This window comes from Afipia sp. MLSD5-FHT05B12, assembly GCF_058793355.1.
The window spans coordinates 20,288-37,386 of sequence record NZ_JBXAFS010000025.1; the positions used below are offsets into that span (position 1 = coordinate 20,288).

Below are 17,099 nucleotides of genomic sequence, written 5' to 3' on the forward strand. Positions count from 1 at the left end.
ACTCCAATCTGGATTTTAAGCTTTGACCATCTGGCCGCGATACCAGTCGCCGATTTCGCTCGCGGTCATCAAGGCGACGCCGTCATGGCCGATCACATAGTCGAGCAGTTGCTCAAGATACTTGATGCGGTGCGGGACGCCTGTGATGTACGGATGAATTGAGATCGCCATCACGCGGGCATTGTCGGCGCCTTCGAGATACAGCCGGTCGAACTGGTCGATACACCGGCGCATGAATTGATCCGACGCCATGTGCTGCAATGCATGGACGACGATGTCGTTGGTCTCGACGGTGTAGGGAATCGTCGTGATCGTGCCGTGCGGGGTGTCGATGTCCTGCGGAAGATCGTCGATGACCCAATCTGCGACGTACTCGATGCCGTTCAGCCGAAGAAGATCGAGGGTGTCGTTGGTCTCCGTCAATCCGGGGCTTTCCCACGATCGGGGCGCCTTACCCGCGAATTTCGCAATGGCGTCGACAGCGCGCTTGATGGCGTCGCCTTGATTGTCGAGTTTATGCATCGGCCCTTGCAGATAGCCATGCCCCATAAATTCAAACCCGGCATCGCGTGCGGCAGCCGCCACGCGCGGATACGATGTGCAGACGTTGCCGTTGATGGCGAGTGTGGCCGGAATGCTCCGGTCCGTCAGCGCCTTCAACTGCCGCCAGAAGCCTGCGCGCATTCCGTATTCATGCCACGCCCAGTTCGGCACATCGGGGAGCAGCGGCTGCCCCATCGGCGGACTGAGAACCGTGCGCGGCATCGCATTCTCGATCCGCCATTCTTCGACATTCAGAATGATCCAGACCGCCAGCTTCTTGCCGCTGGGAAGGACCAGTTTGGGGCGGTCGATGAGGGCCTGATAGGGAACGCGGTCGGTGAGGGCCAATGGGGAATTCCTGCTTTAGCAATTACTCTGCGGCTTTTGCCTGCCCGGGCGAACCTGCGTTCACCAGCGGCAGGACTTTCTCCGCCGTCAGGATCATGGACCTTCGCCCGAGTTCGCGATCTTTCCAATCCTTGCCAGCGTAAAGCAGCGTCCCGAATGTGCCGACCTCGTCCTGAAAAGCAAGAAGCTGATCGGCAACGCTGTCCGGCGTGCCGTAGATGATCAGCTTGTCGCAGATCATTTCCAGTGTCACCTCGTCGTCGGGTTGATCGCGGCGGGTCTTGAACAGTTCGATCCGTCCGTTCTTCTTCAGCTTCGTGAACAGCGACCTATAATAGTTCACATAAGGGCCGTTTGGATCGGTGGCATAGGCTTTGGCTGTCGCAGCATCGTCAGCAACGAACACACTCTTGGCGACCCGCCAGTTCGCAGGATCCGCCGGGCGGCCGCCGCGCTCGCAGCCTTCAACGTACTTCGGCCAGTGGCTTTTGACCCATGCGGGCATCAGAAAGTTTGCAGAAATCGGATCCCATCCCCGAATGGCTGCTTCGGTAACGCCGTTTGAAAAGGGCGCGACCGCTGTCACGACGATCGGCGGATGCGGCCGCTGCAGCGGGCGCGGGATGTAGCCTTGACCGATTTCCTTGATCTGCGTTCGCCGCGTGGACACCGTCCAGTACTTGCCCTGAAGATTGTAAGGCGGCTCCCCCGACCAGATGCCGAGCACCTGATTGATCGCCTCGAGGAACATCTCGTTGCGGTTGAAATCGAGATTGCCGAACAGCTCCGCATCCGACAGAAGCCCGCCGGGGCTGATACCGAAAATGAAACGGCCGTCGAGCATATGGTCCAGCATCGCGATGGTGGCTGCGACCGTTGCCGGATGCGTGTTGGGCATATTCACAGTGCCGGTGCCAAGCCTGATTTGCTTGGTCGCAGCGGCGATCCACGCCAGGAACGTCACGCAGGACGTGATGTTCTCGGCCTTGTCGGTGACATGCTCTCCGACATAAGCCTCGGTAAATCCGAGTTCATCGGCGAGCAGAAACGCCTCGCGATCCTCGACCAGAGACTGCCGCCAGTCCTTATCCAGCGGATGGATCGGCATGGTGAAAAAGCCCAGCTTCATTGCGCATTTCCCGAAACGTTTGTGATTGAACGCAAGAGTAGCGATTGTGGGCTATTAGAAAAATGATTATTCTTACTCTCTTGCATTAGGAAAATTGATGAATGATTTCGCTTCGCCAGATCATGTCTTTTGTCGCGGTCTATGAGGAGGGATCGTTCACGTCAGCCGCGAAGCGGGAGGGGGCGACCCAGTCGGGTATTTCGCAGCATCTCAAGCAGCTTGAGTCCCAACTCGGGGCGGCGTTACTTGAACGTAATGGACGCGAGGTCGAACCAACGCTCGCCGGAAAGCTGTACTATCGCGAATGCGTTGAAGTTTTGAAGAAACTGGAGGCGGCGCAGCAGAGCGTCGCCGTCAATCATGTCCGCGGCGCGATCCGCGTGGGTTTGATGCCGACGTTCACCAGATCGCTGCTCGCTCCAGCGCTCGACAGGTTTTTGACGTCTGCTCCGGGCTCCGAGATCAGCGTCATCGAGGCCTATTCAGGGGGTTCTGACCGACATGATCCTGAAAGGCGAATTGGATTTTGCCGTTGTTCCGGCTTTCGAGGGGGCAACAGGCATATCGCATCGTCTTCTTGCTCGCGATCGGGAGATGCTTGTCAGCGCGAAGCGAACCAAGAACAATCTGAGACCGGTCAGGCTGTGCGATCTCGGCCCGCTCAAGGTGGTGTTGCCCGGTCCTCAGAATACGCGTCGTCGCAATATCGAAACATATTTCAGCGCCAATGGCGTGACGGTCGCGCAGCGCCTCGATCTCGATGCGATGATGGGCACGCTGCAATTTGTCGCAGCGAGCGACTGGGTCGCCATTCTGCCATTCGTGATGATGGTATCGGACCTGGATGAAGGACGTTTCGATGTCAGGCCGCTCGAGGATCCGCCGTTCTATTCCGAGTTCGTTTTGATCGAGCCGGCGCGCAAGGTTATGTCTCCAGCGGCGGCGCTGTTCGCGGACATTCTAAAGATGGAAGCCGAGCGATCGCGTCTCATTTTTCAGAAACGCGCTGGCGTGCAGCGAATATCTCAACGGCGCGCTGTTCGGCCGGCAGTTCGGCGATAGGAATTGTGCAGCGCGAAAGCTGCTGTGCCTCGGACCTCTCCAACTGCGAATTCCGTAGCCCTGTCTTTGATTTGTCGCATCTCGCTCACCAGGCCGAACTGGCGCATGGCTTTAACTTCCAGCCATCCGCGCATGATCTGTTCATTGTCGCGAAATAATCGTTCGATAAACAACGCTTGACCTTTGATGTCCGGCACCCTCTAATAAATCCAAGCCCATCATAAAATGAGGCGAGGGGAGGTTGCCGGAATGAAAGCTTCGGCTTTCAACTATGCGCGTGCTTCAAGCGTCAACGACGCATTGGAGTTGCTTGCGTTGCACGGCGATCAGGCGAAAGTTCTCTCCGGTGGCCAAAGCTTGATGCCGGCGTTGAATCTCAGGCTGTCCGCGCCAGCGCTGCTGGTTGATATCGGCGCCATTGCTGAGTTGCGCGGAGTCTCCGTGTCCAATGGCGTTCTCAAAATCGGCGCGCTCACCCGGCACGTCGATGTCCAGAGGTCCCCGGACATCGCCAAACATGCTCCGCTTCTGACTGAGGCTACCGCGCACGTTGCTCACCCGGCGATTCGCAACAAGGGGACCATCGGCGGCAGCCTTGCGCATGCTGATCCGGCATCGGAGCTTCCGGCGTGCGTCATCGCGCTCAGTGCAACCATCGTTGCGCGAGGCAAGGATGGCGAGCGGCGTATTCCTGCTGCGGAATTCTTCACGGGAATCTACGAGACGTTGCTGTCGCCGGAGGAGTTGCTGGTCGCGGTCGAGGTTCCTGTCGCAAAGCCGAACTCGGTTCATTTCTTTCAAGAGTATGCGCGCCGGAAGGGCGACTACGCCATCGTGGGATTGGCGGCATCCGCGATTCTGGAGCGGGATGTATTCACTGATCTCAGGCTCGGCCTTTTCGCGGTGGGCGACAAGCCGATGCTCGCGGTTGCTTCAAAGCATCTCATCGGAAAACCGGTGACTGCATCGATGCTTGCTGATGCGCAGGCTGCGCTCGATGAAGAACTCGACCCGCAGGAAGATCAGCAGGCTTCAGCTTCCATGCGCCGCTATCTGGCGCGCCAACTTATGGAACGCTGCATCGTGACCTTGCTTGGGCGGTCTGATCTCGAAGCGAGGAAGCCGGCATGACGGAGTTGATGCCGATTTCGCTGATCGTGAACGGCGAGCGTGTTTCCGCGCATGTGCTTCCACGGCTCAACCTGGCGGATTTCCTGCGAGAGCATCTGTCCCTTACGGGAACGCATGTCGGTTGCGAGCATGGCGTTTGCGGTGCATGCACCGTTCGCGTCAACGGCGATATCGTGCGCGGGTGTTTGCTGCTGGCTGTACAGGTTGAGAACGCGTCCGTCGAGACGATTGAAGGCTTGTCTGACAGCGGAGAGATTTCGGATTTGCAGGCGGCCTTCCAGGACCGCAACGCCCTTCAGTGCGGGTATTGTACGCCGGGCATGCTGATGGCGGCGCAGGATATCCTGAAGCATGAACCGCGAGCTGACCGCGAGAAAATCCGCGAGCATCTCTCCGGTAACTACTGTCGCTGCACAGGCTATCATGCGATCGTCGACGCCGTGGAAGCGACAGCGCGCGCACGCGCGGGGCGGGTGTGATGAGCGGCAGCTCGGAAAAACAGACCGGTCTCTCGGTTCTTGATCGTCCGAATTCATACATCGGAAAGACGGTGCCGCGCCCGAATCTGGGACGGCTCATGCAGGGCCGCGGTCAATATGTCAGCGACATGGCATTGCCGCGCATGGCGCACGTCGTGTTTTTGCGTTCGCCCTACGCGCATGCCCGAATCCTGAAGATCGACGGGACCGAGGCGAAAGCAATGCCCGGTGTGATCGCGGTTGTGACCGGCGCAGATCTTGCGAAGGTCATTTCGCCGTGGGTTGGCGTTCTGTCCCATCTCAAGGGGCTGAAGTCGGCGCCCCAGCATGCGATTGCTGTTGACCGGGCCTGCTGGCAGGGAGAGGCAGTTGCTGCCGTCATCGCGACGAGCCGTGCGCTCGCCGAAGATGCTGCCGAACTTGTCTCGGTGGATTATGAAGAACTTGTCCCAGTGACAGACATGCGCACGGCGCTCGATCCCGACACGCCAGTGATTCATCCCGACCTCGGAGACAATCTGGCCTTCGAGCGTAATCTCAATGCCGGAGCCGTTGATCAAGCGTTCAAGGATTCGGACGAGGTCGTGGAGGCTGAATTTGTCTTCGGCCGCCATACCGGGGTCACGCTCGAGCCACGTGCGGTGCTTGCCGACTGGAACAGCGGCGACGAGCGTCTGACCGTATATCTGGGCACCCAGGCCCCGCATATGGTGCAGAACATCGCCGCCAAGCATCTCGGGCTTGATGAAGCTCAGGTTCGGGTAGTCTGTAAAGACGTCGGCGGCTCGTTCGGCATCAAGGTCCATATCTATGCCGACGAAATGGCGACTCTTGCCCTGTCGAAGCTGCTCCGCCGCCCGATCAAGTTCGTCGCGGATAGGGTCGAGAGTTTCAATACCGATATTCACGCGCGCGATCACGTCTGTAAGGCGCGCATCGGGGTTAGCAGGAACGGGACGATCAACGCATTCGAGATCGACGACGTCACGGGTATCGGTTCGTATTCGATGTATCCGCGCACCAGTGCCATCGAAGCCAACCAGGTCGTCAATCTGGTGGGCGGACCTTACACGACGCCAAATTACCGGGCGCGAACCCGCGTCGTCTTCCAGAACAAGAATGTCACCTGCCAGTATCGCGGCGTGGGGCATCCGATTGCATGCTCGATCACAGAGGGATTGGTCGATCTCGCGGCGCAGCGGATCGGGATGGACCCGTTTGAGATTCGGCGACGCAACCTGATTCGAGATGACGCCTATCCGTGCGGTTCGCCATCGGGACTGAGGTTCGAGGCGCTGTCGCATCACGCATCGCTCGATAAATTGCATGCGATGATGAGTTACGACGCATTGCGGTCTGAGCAGGTGGCGCTGCGCAAGCAGGGGATCTATCGCGGTATTGGCATCGCCAGCTTCATTGAGGTGACCAACCCCAGCGCGGCGTTCTATGGCGTTGGCGGTGCGCGAATTTCATCGCAGGATGGTGTCGCGGTACGTCTGGATGCCACCGGCCGCGTGACTTGCCAGACCAGCATTACCGAACAGGGGCAAGGATCGGAATCCCTCACCGCGCAGATCGTTGGAAGTGTACTCGGCGTGTCGATGGAGCGCGTGCGTGTCATTCTCGGCGATACCGATAATACGCCTTACGGCGGCGGCACCTGGGCATCGCGCGGCGCTGGCATCGGCGGCGAGGCCGCGCTGCAAGCGGCCAAGGTTCTGCGCAAAAATATTCTCGATGTCGCGGCCGCCATTTTGCAAGCCAGACCGGCCGATCTGGATATTGCTGATAACGCCGTCGTTGACGTTCAGGGCGGCCAGCAACGTATTGAGCTGCATGAGCTCGCTCGCATCGTTTACTTCAGACCCGATACGTTGCCGCCGGGCTTCCAGCCCGAGTTGATGGCGACGCGCCATTTCGTGCCGCGCGAGTATCCGTTCGCGTTCACCAACGGCATTCAGGCGTCGTGGCTCGAGGTCGACACCCGGGCGGGCTTTATCAAGTTGCTCAAGCACTGGGTTGTCGAGGACTGCGGGACGATCATCAATCCGCAACTGGTGGACGAACAGATTCGCGGTGGCGTGGTTCAAGGGCTCGGCGCAGCTCTCTACGAGCACTGCATCTACGATGAGCGCGGGCAGCTCACCAACGCAAACATGGCAGACTACCTGGTGCCGATGGCGGGCGAGATGCCGGATATTGATGTTGGGCACATTGTCTCCCCAACACTGGAGAGCGAACTCGGCGCCAAAGGAGCCGGGGAGGCTGGGACCGCAGCGGCTGCCGCCGTGGTCGCTAACGCAGTGAATGATGCGCTGTCGCCGTTCAATGTCACCGTGACCGAAATTCCGCTAACGCCCAGAGTCATTCTTACCGCCCTCGGACGCATTTGATCGACGCCACAAAAAACAATATCAACCCCGGAGGAATACATGGCCAAAAAGACGATAGGTTCCAACTCGATCTCGCGCCGCCGCCTGCTGACCACTGCCAGCGCTGGTGCCGTTCTGGCGGCAGCGCCGTTTCGCCTCAACCTTCTTCAGGCGCAGGAAGCAACCATCAAGGTCGGATTTCCTGTTCCGCTGACAGGCCCCTACGGTACCGAAGCCCAGGACCAGGTGCGTGCGGCGGAAGTAGCCATTGCCGAATTCAACGAAGCTGGTGGCCTTAACGGGCGCAAGGCCGAGTTGCTGGTCCGCGACGACAAGCTCAACCCCGGCGAAGCAGCGACCCGTACCCTGGAACTGATCGAGAAGGAAAAGGTCAATTTCATCGTAGGCAGTCTGTCGGCGTCCGTTCAGCTGGCGGTGAACAACGTCACCAAAGAACGCAAGATCATCTACAACTCGATCAGCCAGTCCGACGAAATCAACGAAGCCAAGGATTTCAGCAAGTACACGTTCCACGAGGCGCTCACGCCCCATCTCACCGCAGGCGCTGTCGGACGTTACGCGTTCTCGAAGTTCGGCAAGAAAGTCGCTTTCCTCACCGCAGACTATGCTTATGGTCATGAAATGGTGCGCGGTTTCCAGGAAGCTGGAAAGGCATTCGGTATCGAAAGCCTCGCCGACATTCGCCATCCGCTCGGCACTACGGACTTCTCGGCGTTGTTGCCGCGCATTCAGGCGTTGAAGCCGGACATCCTCGTTATCAGCAACTTTGGCCGCGATCAGCAGATCGCGCTCAAGCAGGCGACCGACTTCGGCATGAAGAAAAGCATGAAGATTGTCGCGCCGATCCTGCTTTACACCGGCCGTCTTGCTGCCGGCGCGCAAGCATTCGAAGGAGTCATTGGCGGCACCTCGTACTACTGGGGCATCGAAGACAAGGTTGCCTCCGCGAAAGCGTTCAACGATCGCTTCCGCAAAATGCATGGCGGCAAGGTGCCGTCGGACTACGGTGCCTTGGGTTATGCCGGCGTGAAGACGCTGTTGATGGGAGCCAAGGCTGCCGGAAGCCTCGATACCGACAAGGTCATCGCCGCAGTCGAGGCATTGAAGTACGACTACTACAAGGGCCCTGAATACTATCGCAAGTGCGACCATCAGGCCGTGCAGTCGGTTCTCATCATTGAGTCCAAGTCGAAGCCGGAGAAGGGCGAGTCCGACGTGTTCAACGTGCTGGCGACCGAAGAGCCGAGCGAAAAGAACCTGCGCACCTGCGAAGCGCTCGGCCACAAGTCCTGAACTGTGAGCTAGCGGACGCGCGTCCGTCACGGGCGCGCGTCTTATCTGGAGATATCCATGGCCGGCCTAAGCTTTGATCTGATCGCCTTGCAACTCTTTACGGGGCTGGCGCTCGGCGCGATCTATGTGTTGTTTGCCATCGGCTTGTCGCTGATTTTCGGCATGCTGACTGTGGTGAACTTTGCGCATGGCGCCTTCTATATGGTTGGGGCCTATGTCGGGCTGTTTCTCCTCTCGTTGGGAGGAAATTTCTGGCTCTGTCTGGTTGCTGTTCCGCTGATTGTCGGAACTATCGGACTCGTCGTCGAACGGTTTCTGATCCGTCCACTCTACGGCCGCGGCATCGACTATCCGTTGCTGCTGACATTTGGCCTCAGCTATGTGATGGTTGAGCTTGTTCGCATCGCTTTTGGAAAGAGTGGCTATCCGTTCGATACACCGGAGCTTCTTCAAGGAGCGGTCAATATCGGTGTTGGCTACTTTCCACTGTATCGCTTGTTCATTATCGGCATCGCAGCAGTGGTTCTGCTTGGCTTGTGGCTCTTCCTTGAGCGGACGAGCTTCGGCCTGATTATCCGTGCAGGCGCGCGCGATCCGCAGATCGTTCGCGTGCTTGGTGTCAATGTGGCGCGGGTCTGGCTGTTCGTATTCGGAATCGGCTCGGGAATCGCCGCGCTTGCCGGGCTTCTCGCTGCCCCCCTGCAAGGTGTCATTCCGGAGATGGGTGCGACCATTCTTGCCGAGGCTTTCGTCGTCACGGTTGTCGGTGGCATGGGCTCGATCGGGGGCGCGGTCATCGCGGGGCTGCTGGTCGGCGTGGTCGTCAGCATGACTTCACTATTTGCACCGGAAATGGCCAAAGTTTCGATTTTTGCTCTTATGGCAGTTGTTCTCCTCATCCGTCCGCAAGGTTTCTTTGGCCGCGCGGGTCTTATGAGCTGAGATGGATACAAGGTAATGAATGAGCTTTCTCAGACCCTGACCCGGCCGAACGTCGTATCGTCGAGTTGGTTCGATTTCGCCAAGCGTCATCGCTCGATTCTTGCGAGCATTTTCGTGCTGCTGTTTCCGCTCGTGATGCCGTTTACCGCGCTGGCGGTGAACATCCTGATTTACGGGCTCTACGCCGTCGGCTTCAATCTGCTGTTCGGATACCTTGGCCTGCTGTCTTTCGGTCATGCCGCGTTGTTCGGTACTGGCGCCTATCTCTGCGGCATTGCGATCGTTCATTTCGGATGGCCGTGGTATCTGGCAATCGGCATGGGCATTCTCGGCGGCACTGTGATGGCCGCCGCCATTGGCTCGCTGGCGATCCGCACCCGCGGTATCTATTTCGCCATGGTGACGATGGCGTTGTCGCAGTGTGTTTTTTATCTCTTCTATCAAGCGGTCGACTGGACCGGCGGTGAGAATGGCCTGCGCGGCATCAATGTACGGATCATCGACATCCTTGGCTTCAAGTTCGACTTCATCAATCCGTTGACGCGCTACTATGTCGTCGCTGCATTCGTCATTATGGCGCTGTTCGTCCTGTCGCGGATTCTGGCCTCGCCATTCGGTGCCGTTATCGAAGCCGTTCGCGAGAACGAGGCGCGGGCTCGGGCATCCGGTTATAATGTGACGCTGACGCGGCTGATCACATTCATTCTGTCAGGTGCATTCTGCGGTCTGGCCGGTGCGCTGATGGCACTGCACCTGTCCATCGTGCCGATCGAGATCCTGCACATTGAAACGTCTGGTATGGTTGTCATGATGTCGCTGCTGGGCGGGATGGGTACTTTCTTCGGCCCATTCGTCGGCGCGGCTGTTTTCCTTCTGTTGGAGAATCTGGTGTCGCTGTGGACCGTCCACTGGCAATTGATCGTCGGCGCGGTGTTCATGATCTGCGTGTTGTTTTTCCCTGCGGGAATCTGGGGAACGATCTTGAAGTGGATCAACAAATGATGACTTCGACCGATACGTCACAGGTCATCCTGCGCACCACCGGCGTGAGCAAGTCGTTCGGGAAATTCGTAGCCCTGAACAACATCTCTGCTGAGTTTTCGCGCAGTGCGATCACATCCATCATTGGTCCGAACGGTGCCGGCAAAAGCACGTACTTCAACTTGTTGTCGGGCGCGTTTCCGCCGTCCAGTGGTAAGGTCGAATTCGAAGGCCGCGATGTTTCGAACATCGCACAGCACGAGTTCGCGCATATGGGGATCGCAAAATCGTTCCAGATCACCAACGTGTTCCCGTTGTTGACGACGCGGGAGAACGTGCGTGTCGGATTGCAGGCCTTCGTGTCGCGTTACGATATCTGGCGTCCGCGGTCCAAGCTTTCAGGTCTCATCGAAAAGGCGGATGCGCTGCTTGCGTTGGTAGGGCTTTGGGATCGCCGTGAGCGGTTAGCCAAGGAACTTGCGCATGGGGAGCAGCGTGCGCTTGAAATTGGGATGGCGCTGGCCAGCAATCCTCGTCTGCTGCTGCTCGACGAGCCGACTGCGGGAATGAGCCCCGAAGAAACCCGCGTGATGATGGATCTGATCGTCAAGCTGTCGAGGGAGCGCACCGTTATTCTGGTCGAACATAAGATGAAGCTGGTCATGGGTATTAGCGACCGGGTGCTTGTGCTTCACCATGGCGAACTGCTCGCGCAGGGGACCCCGACGGAGGTCCGCCAGAATGAACAGGTCAAGCGTGTCTATCTTGGCCAGCGGGAGCACTGAAGCGATGTTGCGCGTCGAAAATCTGAACTCCTGGTATGGCGCAAGCCATGTGCTGCAGAACATCGGCCTTGAAGTGAACAAGGGCGAGATCGTTTGTTTGATTGGCCGCAACGGTGCGGGCAAGACCACGACGCTCAAGTCGATCATTGGCTTGCTGGACAAGACGCAGGGATCGGTCATGTTCAAGGGGAAGGAAGTCTTGGGCCAGCCTGCTCATATCCGCTTCGGTCTGGGTTTGGCGTATGTGCCGGAAGAGCGCCGCATCGTGCAGGGACTGACTGTGCGCGAGAATCTGCGGCTTGGCCTGGTCGCATCGCCTGAGAAGAGGGAAGAGGTCCGTCACATCGCACAGATCGCGGAGATATTTCCTCGTCTGGCGGAGCGACTGGATCAGGAAGCCGTCACGATGTCTGGCGGCGAACAGCAGATGCTGGCGATTGCACGCGCGATGATATCGAAACCGGATATCATCATGCTGGATGAGCCATCGGAAGGCATTATGCCAGTGCTCGTTGACGAGATGTTCGAACTGTTCCGCAAGATGAAGTTGGAAGGCACGACGATTCTGCTGGTCGAACAGAACGTCGAACTGGCGCTCGATATCGCGGATCGTGCCTACGTGCTGGACCAGGGCTCGGTTGTGCATCACGCGACCGCGGCAGCTTTGCTGGCCGACGACGAGATCAAGGAACGCTACTGCTCGGTGTAGCCCAGCGAGGCTGCCGGAGTTGCCGTTCGTCAATAAAATTATCACTCGATAAATAATAAGGAAACATCTTCATGAAAGTCGACAGAGCAGCAATCTATGAAGCCGCCAAGAAGCTCTCGAACTGGGGCCGTTGGGGCGCTGACGATCAGATCGGGACGCTCAATAATGTTAGTCCCGAGGACGTCGTCAACGCCGGGAAATTGATCAAGAAGGGGAAGGTGTTTGCGCTCGGCCTTTCGCTGAAGGAGCCGATTCAGTCCGGGTTGTTCGGGGGCCGTTGGAACCCGATCCACACCATGCTGGCGACGGGGACCGACGCTGCTGCGGGCAATCAGGACGTTCCTTCGCCGTATCTGCGTTACGCCGACGATGCGATCAACATGCCCTGTCAGGCTTCGACCCAGTGGGATGCTCTCTGCCACATCTTCCTCGATGACAAGATGTACAACGGTTACGATGCCAAGCTGGTCGACGCCCGCGGCGCGAGGAAACTCGGAATCGAGCATGTGCGCGACAAGATGGCGGGCCGTGGGGTCTTGCTCGACATCGCCCGGTTCAAGGGCGTGGATTCGCTCGACGACGGCTATGCGATCACCAACGCTGATCTCGACGCCTGCGCAAAGCAGCAGGGCGTTGAAATCCGCAAGGGCGATTTTGTCATCGTCCGCACCGGTCACCAGGAGCGCTGTCTGAAGAAAAAGGACTGGTCGGGATACGCCGGTGGCGATGCGCCGGGCATGGCGTTCGAAACCTGTTACTGGATTCGCGAGAAAGACATCGCCGCGATCTGCACCGACACTTGGGGATGCGAGGTCCGCCCAAACGAGACCAACGAGGCCAATCAGCCATGGCATTGGGTTGTGATCCCGGCGATCGGAATCTCGATGGGAGAGATATTCTATCTGAAAGAGCTCGCTGAGGATTGCGCGCAGGACAAGGTTTATGAATTCTTTTTCGCCGCGCCGCCGATGCATCTGCCCGGCGCGGCCGGGTCGCCGATCAATCCTCAGGCAATCAAGTAATCGCGGAGAAATCTGATGGCAAAATATCTCAAGCGCAGCCGTGATGCTGCCCAACGGGCTGAGGACGATACAAAGGTCCGTACCGCAGTCGAAGGGATTCTAGCGGACATTGAGAAGCGCGGCGATGACGCGGTTCGCGAACTTTCGGTAAAGTTCGATCAGTGGGACCGCAAGGATTATCGGCTGACCGATGCCGAAATAAAGGATTGCATCGGGCAGCTTTCCAAGCGGAACATCGACGATATCAAGTTCGCCCAGGAGCAGGTGCGCAATTTCGCCCAGCACCAGCGCGACTCGATGAAAGACGTTGAGATCGAGACGTTGCCGGGTGTCGTCCTTGGTCACAAGAACATTCCGGTCAATTCCGTGGGGTGCTATGTGCCGGGCGGCAAGTATCCGCTGCTGGCATCCGCGCATATGTCGGTCATCACCGCAAAGGTTGCCGGTGTTTCGCGCATCATCACCTGCGCGCCGCCGTTTCAGGGCAAGCCGGCTCCCGCTATTGTCGCCGCGCAGCACCTCGCTGGTGCGGATGTCATCTACTGCCTGGGCGGAATTCAGGCAGTCGGCGCAATGGCAATCGGTACCAGATCGATCGCACCGGTCGATATGCTGGTGGGGCCTGGTAATGCCTTCGTGGCCGAAGCCAAGCGGCAGCTCTATGGCCGTGTCGGTATCGACCTCTTCGCCGGACCGACTGAAACGCTTGTGATAGCCGATGATACGGTGGACGGTGAGATCTGCGCCACCGATTTGCTTGGACAGGCAGAGCACGGGCCGAATTCGCCCGCGATCCTGTTGAGCAATTCGGAGAAGCTTGCGCGCGAGACCATGGCCGAAATTGAGCGCCTTCTGAAGATTCTGCCGACCGGCGCTGTCGCGGCAAAGGCGTGGGAGGAATATGGCGAAGTGATCCTTTGCGATTCCGAGGAGGAGATGGTGAAGGAAGCCGACCGCATCGCTTCCGAGCATGTGCAGGTGATGACCCGGGATCCGGATTACTTCCTGAAGAACATGACCAACTACGGCGCTCTGTTTCTCGGGCCGCGAACCAACGTGGCTTACGGGGACAAGGTGATCGGCACCAACCACACGCTCCCGACCAACAAGGCGGCGCGTTACACTGGGGGGCTGTGGGTCGGAAAGTTCCTCAAGACCGTGACCTATCAGCGCGTTCTGACGGATGAAGCGTCAGCGATGATCGGCGAGTATTGCTCGCGACTCTGCATGCTTGAGGGCTTTGCAGGTCACGCCGAGCAGGCCAATGTCCGAGTCCGGCGCTATGGCGGGCGCAACGTGCCGTATGCGAGCGCCGCGGAATGAGCGGCCAATCGCTGCCGACAACGCCGACGTTCCGCCTCGACGGACGGCGTGCGCTGGTCACCGGGGCAGGCCGAGGCATCGGCCTGGCCGCGGCGGCGGCGCTGGCGGAAGCGGGCGCTCACGTTACGCTTTGCGCACGCACCGCAAGCGAGATCGATGAAGTTGCTGCGGCCCTTCGCAAGAAGGACCTTTCGGCGGATACCCTCGCTCTCGATGTGACGGACGTGGCGGCGTTTCGTGCCGCTGTCGCCGGACGCGAGCCATATCATACTTTTGTCAACAATGCCGGCACCAATCGCCCAAACCCCTTTACTGACGTGCCGGTGGAGGATTTCGATGCCGTCATGAATCTGAATGTACGAGCTGCGTACTTCGCAGCCCAATCCGTTGCACGGCGAATGGTCGCTGCCGGTGTGTCCGGTTCGATCATCAATATGTCGTCGCAGATGGGGCATGTCGGTGGGGTCAATCGCTCACTTTATTGCGCCTCGAAGTGGGCGATGGAAGGGTTTTCGAAGGCGATGGCGCTCGATCTAGCCGCCAGCAAAATTCGCGTCAACACTCTCTGTCCAACCTTCATCGAGACACCGATGACGAAACCATTCTTTCAAAACGCAGCGTTCAAAGAAAGCGTATTGCAGAAGATCAAGCTTGGGCGCCTTGGTACGGTCGAGGATCTGATGGGCGCGATCGTTTTCCTCGCCAGCGATGCGTCTGCGCTGATGACGGGATCATCTTTGATGATCGACGGCGGATGGACAGCCGATTGATGCCGTCCTGAGCGTTACGAGTTAAGGAATTTGCAGGGATGTGGTGTCGTAGATCTGAATTGTCGATGCTTCCGAAAGCAGCCCACGCAGGGTTTTGACGAAATTGCGAGATGCGGGCACCTGAAAGTGGGCCAGCAGCGCCTGTTTGTCGGCCCATTGCTCGACAAACACAAAACGAAGCGGATTGTCGCAATCGATATGCACGGCATGCGAAATGCAGCCGGGTTCTGTGCGCGAGCGGTGAACGTGTCCCAGGCTTAGCCTGCGAACCTCGTCAAAGGTCTCAGGTTTAGCGATCGCGTCTCCGGTCACGACAATCATGTGTCTCCTCCAGGGCGCTTGTTTCACCAGGACGGTTTTTGCCGCCGGGTGGATGGCATGGGGCAGACTAGCCCATCGGGACGCGGATGGAAGAGCGGCACGGTGTTGTTTCACCGCGCCGCTAAATTAAGCTTCAGGCGCTTGTCGCAGATCCTAGGCCTTGGCGACCTCGTGGTTGGCCATTGTTTCCAGCGCTTTCACCATTGCGGAATGATCCCACGCCTTACCGCCGTGAGCTACGCAGGAGTTGAAAAGTTGCTGGGCCGTTGATGTATTTGGCAACGACAGGCCAAGTGCTCGCGCGCCATCCAGGGCGAGGTTGAGATCCTTCTGGTGCAGTTCGATGCGGAAGCCGGGGTTGAACGTGCGCTTGATCATGCGCTCCCCGTGCAATTCGAGAATGCGCGACGTCGCAAGACCTCCCATCAGCGCCTGCCGAACCAATGTCGGATCGGCTCCCGCCTTGGACGCGAACAGCAGACCTTCGGCGACAGCTTCGATGGTTAGCGCCACGATAATCTGGTTGGCAACCTTGGTGGTCTGGCCATCGCCGTTGCCGCCGATCAGGGTGACATTCTTGCCCATCTTGTCGAACAGTGGCTTGACGGCATCGAAAGCACCTTGCGGTCCGCCTACCATGATGGTCAGTGATGCGGCCTTCGCACCGACTTCACCGCCGGAGACCGGCGCATCCAGATAATCAGCGCCTTTCGCATTGATCTTTTTTGCAAATTCCTTCGTCGCGATCGGCGAAATCGAACTCATGTCGATGACGACTTTTCCTTTTGAAAGTCCCTCCGCCACACCGCCTGCATTGAAGAGCACTGACTCAACGTCAGGTGTATCGGGCACCATGATAATGACAACGCTGGCTTTCTCCGCGATCTCCTTGCCGGACTTGCAGGCAATAGCCCCGGCGGCAACGAGGTCCTTCGATGCGGCGGATTTCTCCAGGACAAACAGGCGATGTCCGGCGGCCTGCAGGTGGCCCGCCATCGGCCGCCCCATAATGCCCAAGCCGATGAAACCGATATCGGTCATTCTTTGATCTCCCTGCTTCTTCTTGATTACGCATCGACTGTGTGCGGCTGGTACCACCCAAGACCTTCAAGGGTGGTGGTCTTCGGCTTGTATTCACAGCCGATCCAGCCACGATACCCGATTTCGTCCAGATAGCGAAACAGGAAGGGATAGTTGATCTCGCCAGTGCCGGGCTCGTTGCGGCCGGGGTTGTCGGCAAGCTGGATATGCGCAATGCGGCCAAGATGCTTTTTCATTGTCGGGGCGAGATCACCCTCCATGATCTGCATGTGATAGATATCGTATTGAACAAAGAGGTTCTCGGAGCCGACCTCCGAAATGATCTGGATCGCCTGTTCCGTTCCGGTGAGGAAGAAGCCGGGGATGTCGCGGGTGTTGATCGGTTCGATCAGCAGCCTGATGTCATGCTTAGCCAGGGCATCGGCGGCGTAGCGGAGATTTTGCACAAACGCGGCACGAAGCTCCGCTGAATCGGCACCAGCCGGTGTAATGCCGGCAAGGCAATTCACCTGACGGCAATCCAGCGCCTTGGCGTATTCGATGGCGCGGTTGACGCTATCGCGGAATTCCGCGACGCGGTCGGGAAGGATGGCGATCCCGCGTTCGCCCGCGCCCCAGTTGCCTGCGGGCAGGTTGTGCAGCACCTGGGTGAGACCGTGCTGCTGCAATTGTTCGCCAAGGATTGCTTTTTCGAAGTCATAGGGAAACAGATACTCCACACCCGCGAACCCGGCAGCTTTCGCGGCTGCGAATCGTTCGATGAACGGCAATTCGTTGAAGAGCATGGTCAGATTGGCTGCGAACTTCGGCACGGCGGAATGTCCTTT

Annotated in this window: 18 protein-coding genes and 1 pseudogene; 13 read left to right on the plus strand and 6 right to left on the minus strand. The window is 58.4% G+C overall.

Going from position 1 to position 17,099, the window contains the following annotated elements:
• Nucleotides 1-15 precede the first annotated feature (15 nt).
• Both AC1Q6J_RS21045 and AC1Q6J_RS21050 read right to left on the minus strand, forming a co-directional pair.
• Nucleotides 16-891 carry a polysaccharide deacetylase family protein gene (locus AC1Q6J_RS21045; protein ID WP_492281097.1) on the minus strand — a complete coding sequence of 292 codons (876 nt, stop codon included), beginning with the start codon at nucleotides 889-891 and terminating at the stop codon, nucleotides 16-18.
• Nucleotides 892-913: 22 nt separating this feature from the next.
• Nucleotides 914-2,020 carry an LLM class flavin-dependent oxidoreductase gene (locus AC1Q6J_RS21050; RefSeq protein WP_492281098.1) on the minus strand — a complete coding sequence of 369 codons (1,107 nt, stop codon included), beginning with the start codon at nucleotides 2,018-2,020 and terminating at the stop codon, nucleotides 914-916.
• Between the two features lie 122 nt (nucleotides 2,021-2,142).
• Here AC1Q6J_RS21050 and AC1Q6J_RS21055 point away from each other — a divergent pair.
• A pseudogene (locus AC1Q6J_RS21055) lies at nucleotides 2,143-2,250 on the plus strand (LysR family transcriptional regulator); the annotation flags it as partial.
• Nucleotides 2,251-2,521: 271 nt separating this feature from the next.
• Complete coding sequence (locus tag AC1Q6J_RS21060) at nucleotides 2,522-3,082, plus strand: substrate-binding domain-containing protein (RefSeq protein ID WP_492281099.1); 561 nt, start codon at nucleotides 2,522-2,524, stop codon at nucleotides 3,080-3,082.
• On the opposite strand, the gene AC1Q6J_RS21065 is transcribed toward AC1Q6J_RS21060, so the two are convergent.
• Entirely contained in the window at nucleotides 3,046-3,279 is a 234-nt protein-coding gene (locus tag AC1Q6J_RS21065; protein WP_492281100.1) for a hypothetical protein, read from the minus strand. The two genes, AC1Q6J_RS21060 and AC1Q6J_RS21065, sit on opposite strands and share 37 nt — an antisense overlap.
• Before the next feature lie 52 nt (nucleotides 3,280-3,331).
• Here AC1Q6J_RS21065 and AC1Q6J_RS21070 point away from each other — a divergent pair, with 52 nt between their 5' ends.
• From AC1Q6J_RS21070 to AC1Q6J_RS21120, 11 genes are all read left to right on the plus strand, one after another.
• Entirely contained in the window at nucleotides 3,332-4,213 is an 882-nt protein-coding gene (locus AC1Q6J_RS21070; protein ID WP_492281101.1) for an FAD binding domain-containing protein, read from the plus strand.
• Nucleotides 4,210-4,692: a (2Fe-2S)-binding protein gene (locus AC1Q6J_RS21075; protein ID WP_492281102.1), complete on the plus strand. Its 483-nt coding sequence runs from the start codon at nucleotides 4,210-4,212 to the stop codon at nucleotides 4,690-4,692. The genes AC1Q6J_RS21070 and AC1Q6J_RS21075 overlap by 4 nt, the downstream gene beginning before the upstream one ends.
• Nucleotides 4,692-7,085: a xanthine dehydrogenase family protein molybdopterin-binding subunit gene (locus AC1Q6J_RS21080; RefSeq protein WP_492281103.1), complete on the plus strand. Its 2,394-nt coding sequence runs from the start codon at nucleotides 4,692-4,694 to the stop codon at nucleotides 7,083-7,085. The genes AC1Q6J_RS21075 and AC1Q6J_RS21080 overlap by 1 nt, the downstream gene beginning before the upstream one ends.
• A gap of 39 nt (nucleotides 7,086-7,124) precedes the next feature.
• Complete coding sequence (locus AC1Q6J_RS21085; RefSeq protein WP_492281104.1) at nucleotides 7,125-8,378, plus strand: ABC transporter substrate-binding protein; 1,254 nt, start codon at nucleotides 7,125-7,127, stop codon at nucleotides 8,376-8,378.
• 57 nt (nucleotides 8,379-8,435) lie between these two features.
• The gene (locus AC1Q6J_RS21090) at nucleotides 8,436-9,320 is read left to right on the plus strand and encodes a branched-chain amino acid ABC transporter permease (protein WP_492281105.1); all 885 of its coding nucleotides are present in this window, start codon (nucleotides 8,436-8,438) and stop codon (nucleotides 9,318-9,320) included.
• 15 nt (nucleotides 9,321-9,335) lie between these two features.
• Entirely contained in the window at nucleotides 9,336-10,322 is a 987-nt protein-coding gene (locus AC1Q6J_RS21095) for a branched-chain amino acid ABC transporter permease (protein WP_492281106.1), read from the plus strand.
• Nucleotides 10,319-11,086, plus strand: a complete 768-nt coding sequence (locus AC1Q6J_RS21100) for an ABC transporter ATP-binding protein (RefSeq protein WP_492281107.1) — start codon at nucleotides 10,319-10,321, stop codon at nucleotides 11,084-11,086. Before AC1Q6J_RS21095 ends, AC1Q6J_RS21100 begins: the two co-directional genes overlap by 4 nt.
• Before the next feature lie 4 nt (nucleotides 11,087-11,090).
• On the plus strand, nucleotides 11,091-11,795 hold the full coding sequence (locus AC1Q6J_RS21105; protein WP_492281108.1) for an ABC transporter ATP-binding protein: 705 nt from the start codon (nucleotides 11,091-11,093) through the stop codon (nucleotides 11,793-11,795).
• 71 nt (nucleotides 11,796-11,866) lie between these two features.
• Complete coding sequence (locus AC1Q6J_RS21110; protein WP_492281109.1) at nucleotides 11,867-12,817, plus strand: cyclase family protein; 951 nt, start codon at nucleotides 11,867-11,869, stop codon at nucleotides 12,815-12,817.
• Nucleotides 12,818-12,832: 15 nt separating this feature from the next.
• Complete coding sequence (gene hisD / locus AC1Q6J_RS21115; RefSeq protein ID WP_492281110.1) at nucleotides 12,833-14,140, plus strand: histidinol dehydrogenase; 1,308 nt, start codon at nucleotides 12,833-12,835, stop codon at nucleotides 14,138-14,140.
• Entirely contained in the window at nucleotides 14,137-14,910 is a 774-nt protein-coding gene (locus tag AC1Q6J_RS21120; protein WP_492281111.1) for an SDR family NAD(P)-dependent oxidoreductase, read from the plus strand. Before hisD ends, AC1Q6J_RS21120 begins: the two co-directional genes overlap by 4 nt.
• 21 nt (nucleotides 14,911-14,931) lie before the next feature.
• Here AC1Q6J_RS21120 and AC1Q6J_RS21125 read toward each other — a convergent pair whose 3' ends face one another.
• The 3 genes from AC1Q6J_RS21125 to hyi form a co-directional block, all read right to left on the minus strand.
• Nucleotides 14,932-15,231, minus strand: coding sequence for a putative quinol monooxygenase (locus AC1Q6J_RS21125; protein WP_492281112.1), 300 nt, complete (start codon nucleotides 15,229-15,231; stop codon nucleotides 14,932-14,934).
• Nucleotides 15,232-15,384: 153 nt separating this feature from the next.
• Nucleotides 15,385-16,272, minus strand: coding sequence for a 2-hydroxy-3-oxopropionate reductase (locus AC1Q6J_RS21130; RefSeq protein WP_492281113.1), 888 nt, complete (start codon nucleotides 16,270-16,272; stop codon nucleotides 15,385-15,387).
• Between the two features lie 26 nt (nucleotides 16,273-16,298).
• Nucleotides 16,299-17,084 carry a hydroxypyruvate isomerase gene (gene hyi, locus AC1Q6J_RS21135; protein ID WP_492281114.1) on the minus strand — a complete coding sequence of 262 codons (786 nt, stop codon included), beginning with the start codon at nucleotides 17,082-17,084 and terminating at the stop codon, nucleotides 16,299-16,301.
• Nucleotides 17,085-17,099 lie beyond the last annotated feature (15 nt).

What these genes read in the sequence shown, in the direction of transcription:
- AC1Q6J_RS21095 (WP_492281106.1), top strand. Translation starts at nt 9,336, where the DNA reads ATGAATGAGCTTTCTCAGACCCTGACCCGGCCGAACGTCGTATCGTCG.
- AC1Q6J_RS21070 (WP_492281101.1), top strand. Translation starts at nt 3,332, where the DNA reads ATGAAAGCTTCGGCTTTCAACTATGCGCGTGCTTCAAGCGTCAACGAC.
- AC1Q6J_RS21080 (WP_492281103.1), top strand. Translation starts at nt 4,692, where the DNA reads ATGAGCGGCAGCTCGGAAAAACAGACCGGTCTCTCGGTTCTTGATCGT.
- AC1Q6J_RS21075 (WP_492281102.1), top strand. Translation starts at nt 4,210, where the DNA reads ATGACGGAGTTGATGCCGATTTCGCTGATCGTGAACGGCGAGCGTGTT.
- AC1Q6J_RS21130 (WP_492281113.1), bottom strand. Translation starts at nt 16,272, where the DNA reads ATGACCGATATCGGTTTCATCGGCTTGGGCATTATGGGGCGGCCGATG.
- AC1Q6J_RS21060 (WP_492281099.1), top strand. Translation starts at nt 2,522, where the DNA reads ATGATCCTGAAAGGCGAATTGGATTTTGCCGTTGTTCCGGCTTTCGAG.
- AC1Q6J_RS21110 (WP_492281109.1), top strand. Translation starts at nt 11,867, where the DNA reads ATGAAAGTCGACAGAGCAGCAATCTATGAAGCCGCCAAGAAGCTCTCG.
- AC1Q6J_RS21085 (WP_492281104.1), top strand. Translation starts at nt 7,125, where the DNA reads ATGGCCAAAAAGACGATAGGTTCCAACTCGATCTCGCGCCGCCGCCTG.
- AC1Q6J_RS21125 (WP_492281112.1), bottom strand. Translation starts at nt 15,231, where the DNA reads ATGATTGTCGTGACCGGAGACGCGATCGCTAAACCTGAGACCTTTGAC.
- hisD (WP_492281110.1), top strand. Translation starts at nt 12,833, where the DNA reads ATGGCAAAATATCTCAAGCGCAGCCGTGATGCTGCCCAACGGGCTGAG.
- AC1Q6J_RS21090 (WP_492281105.1), top strand. Translation starts at nt 8,436, where the DNA reads ATGGCCGGCCTAAGCTTTGATCTGATCGCCTTGCAACTCTTTACGGGG.
- AC1Q6J_RS21120 (WP_492281111.1), top strand. Translation starts at nt 14,137, where the DNA reads ATGAGCGGCCAATCGCTGCCGACAACGCCGACGTTCCGCCTCGACGGA.
- AC1Q6J_RS21105 (WP_492281108.1), top strand. Translation starts at nt 11,091, where the DNA reads ATGTTGCGCGTCGAAAATCTGAACTCCTGGTATGGCGCAAGCCATGTG.
- AC1Q6J_RS21100 (WP_492281107.1), top strand. Translation starts at nt 10,319, where the DNA reads ATGATGACTTCGACCGATACGTCACAGGTCATCCTGCGCACCACCGGC.
- AC1Q6J_RS21050 (WP_492281098.1), bottom strand. Translation starts at nt 2,020, where the DNA reads ATGAAGCTGGGCTTTTTCACCATGCCGATCCATCCGCTGGATAAGGAC.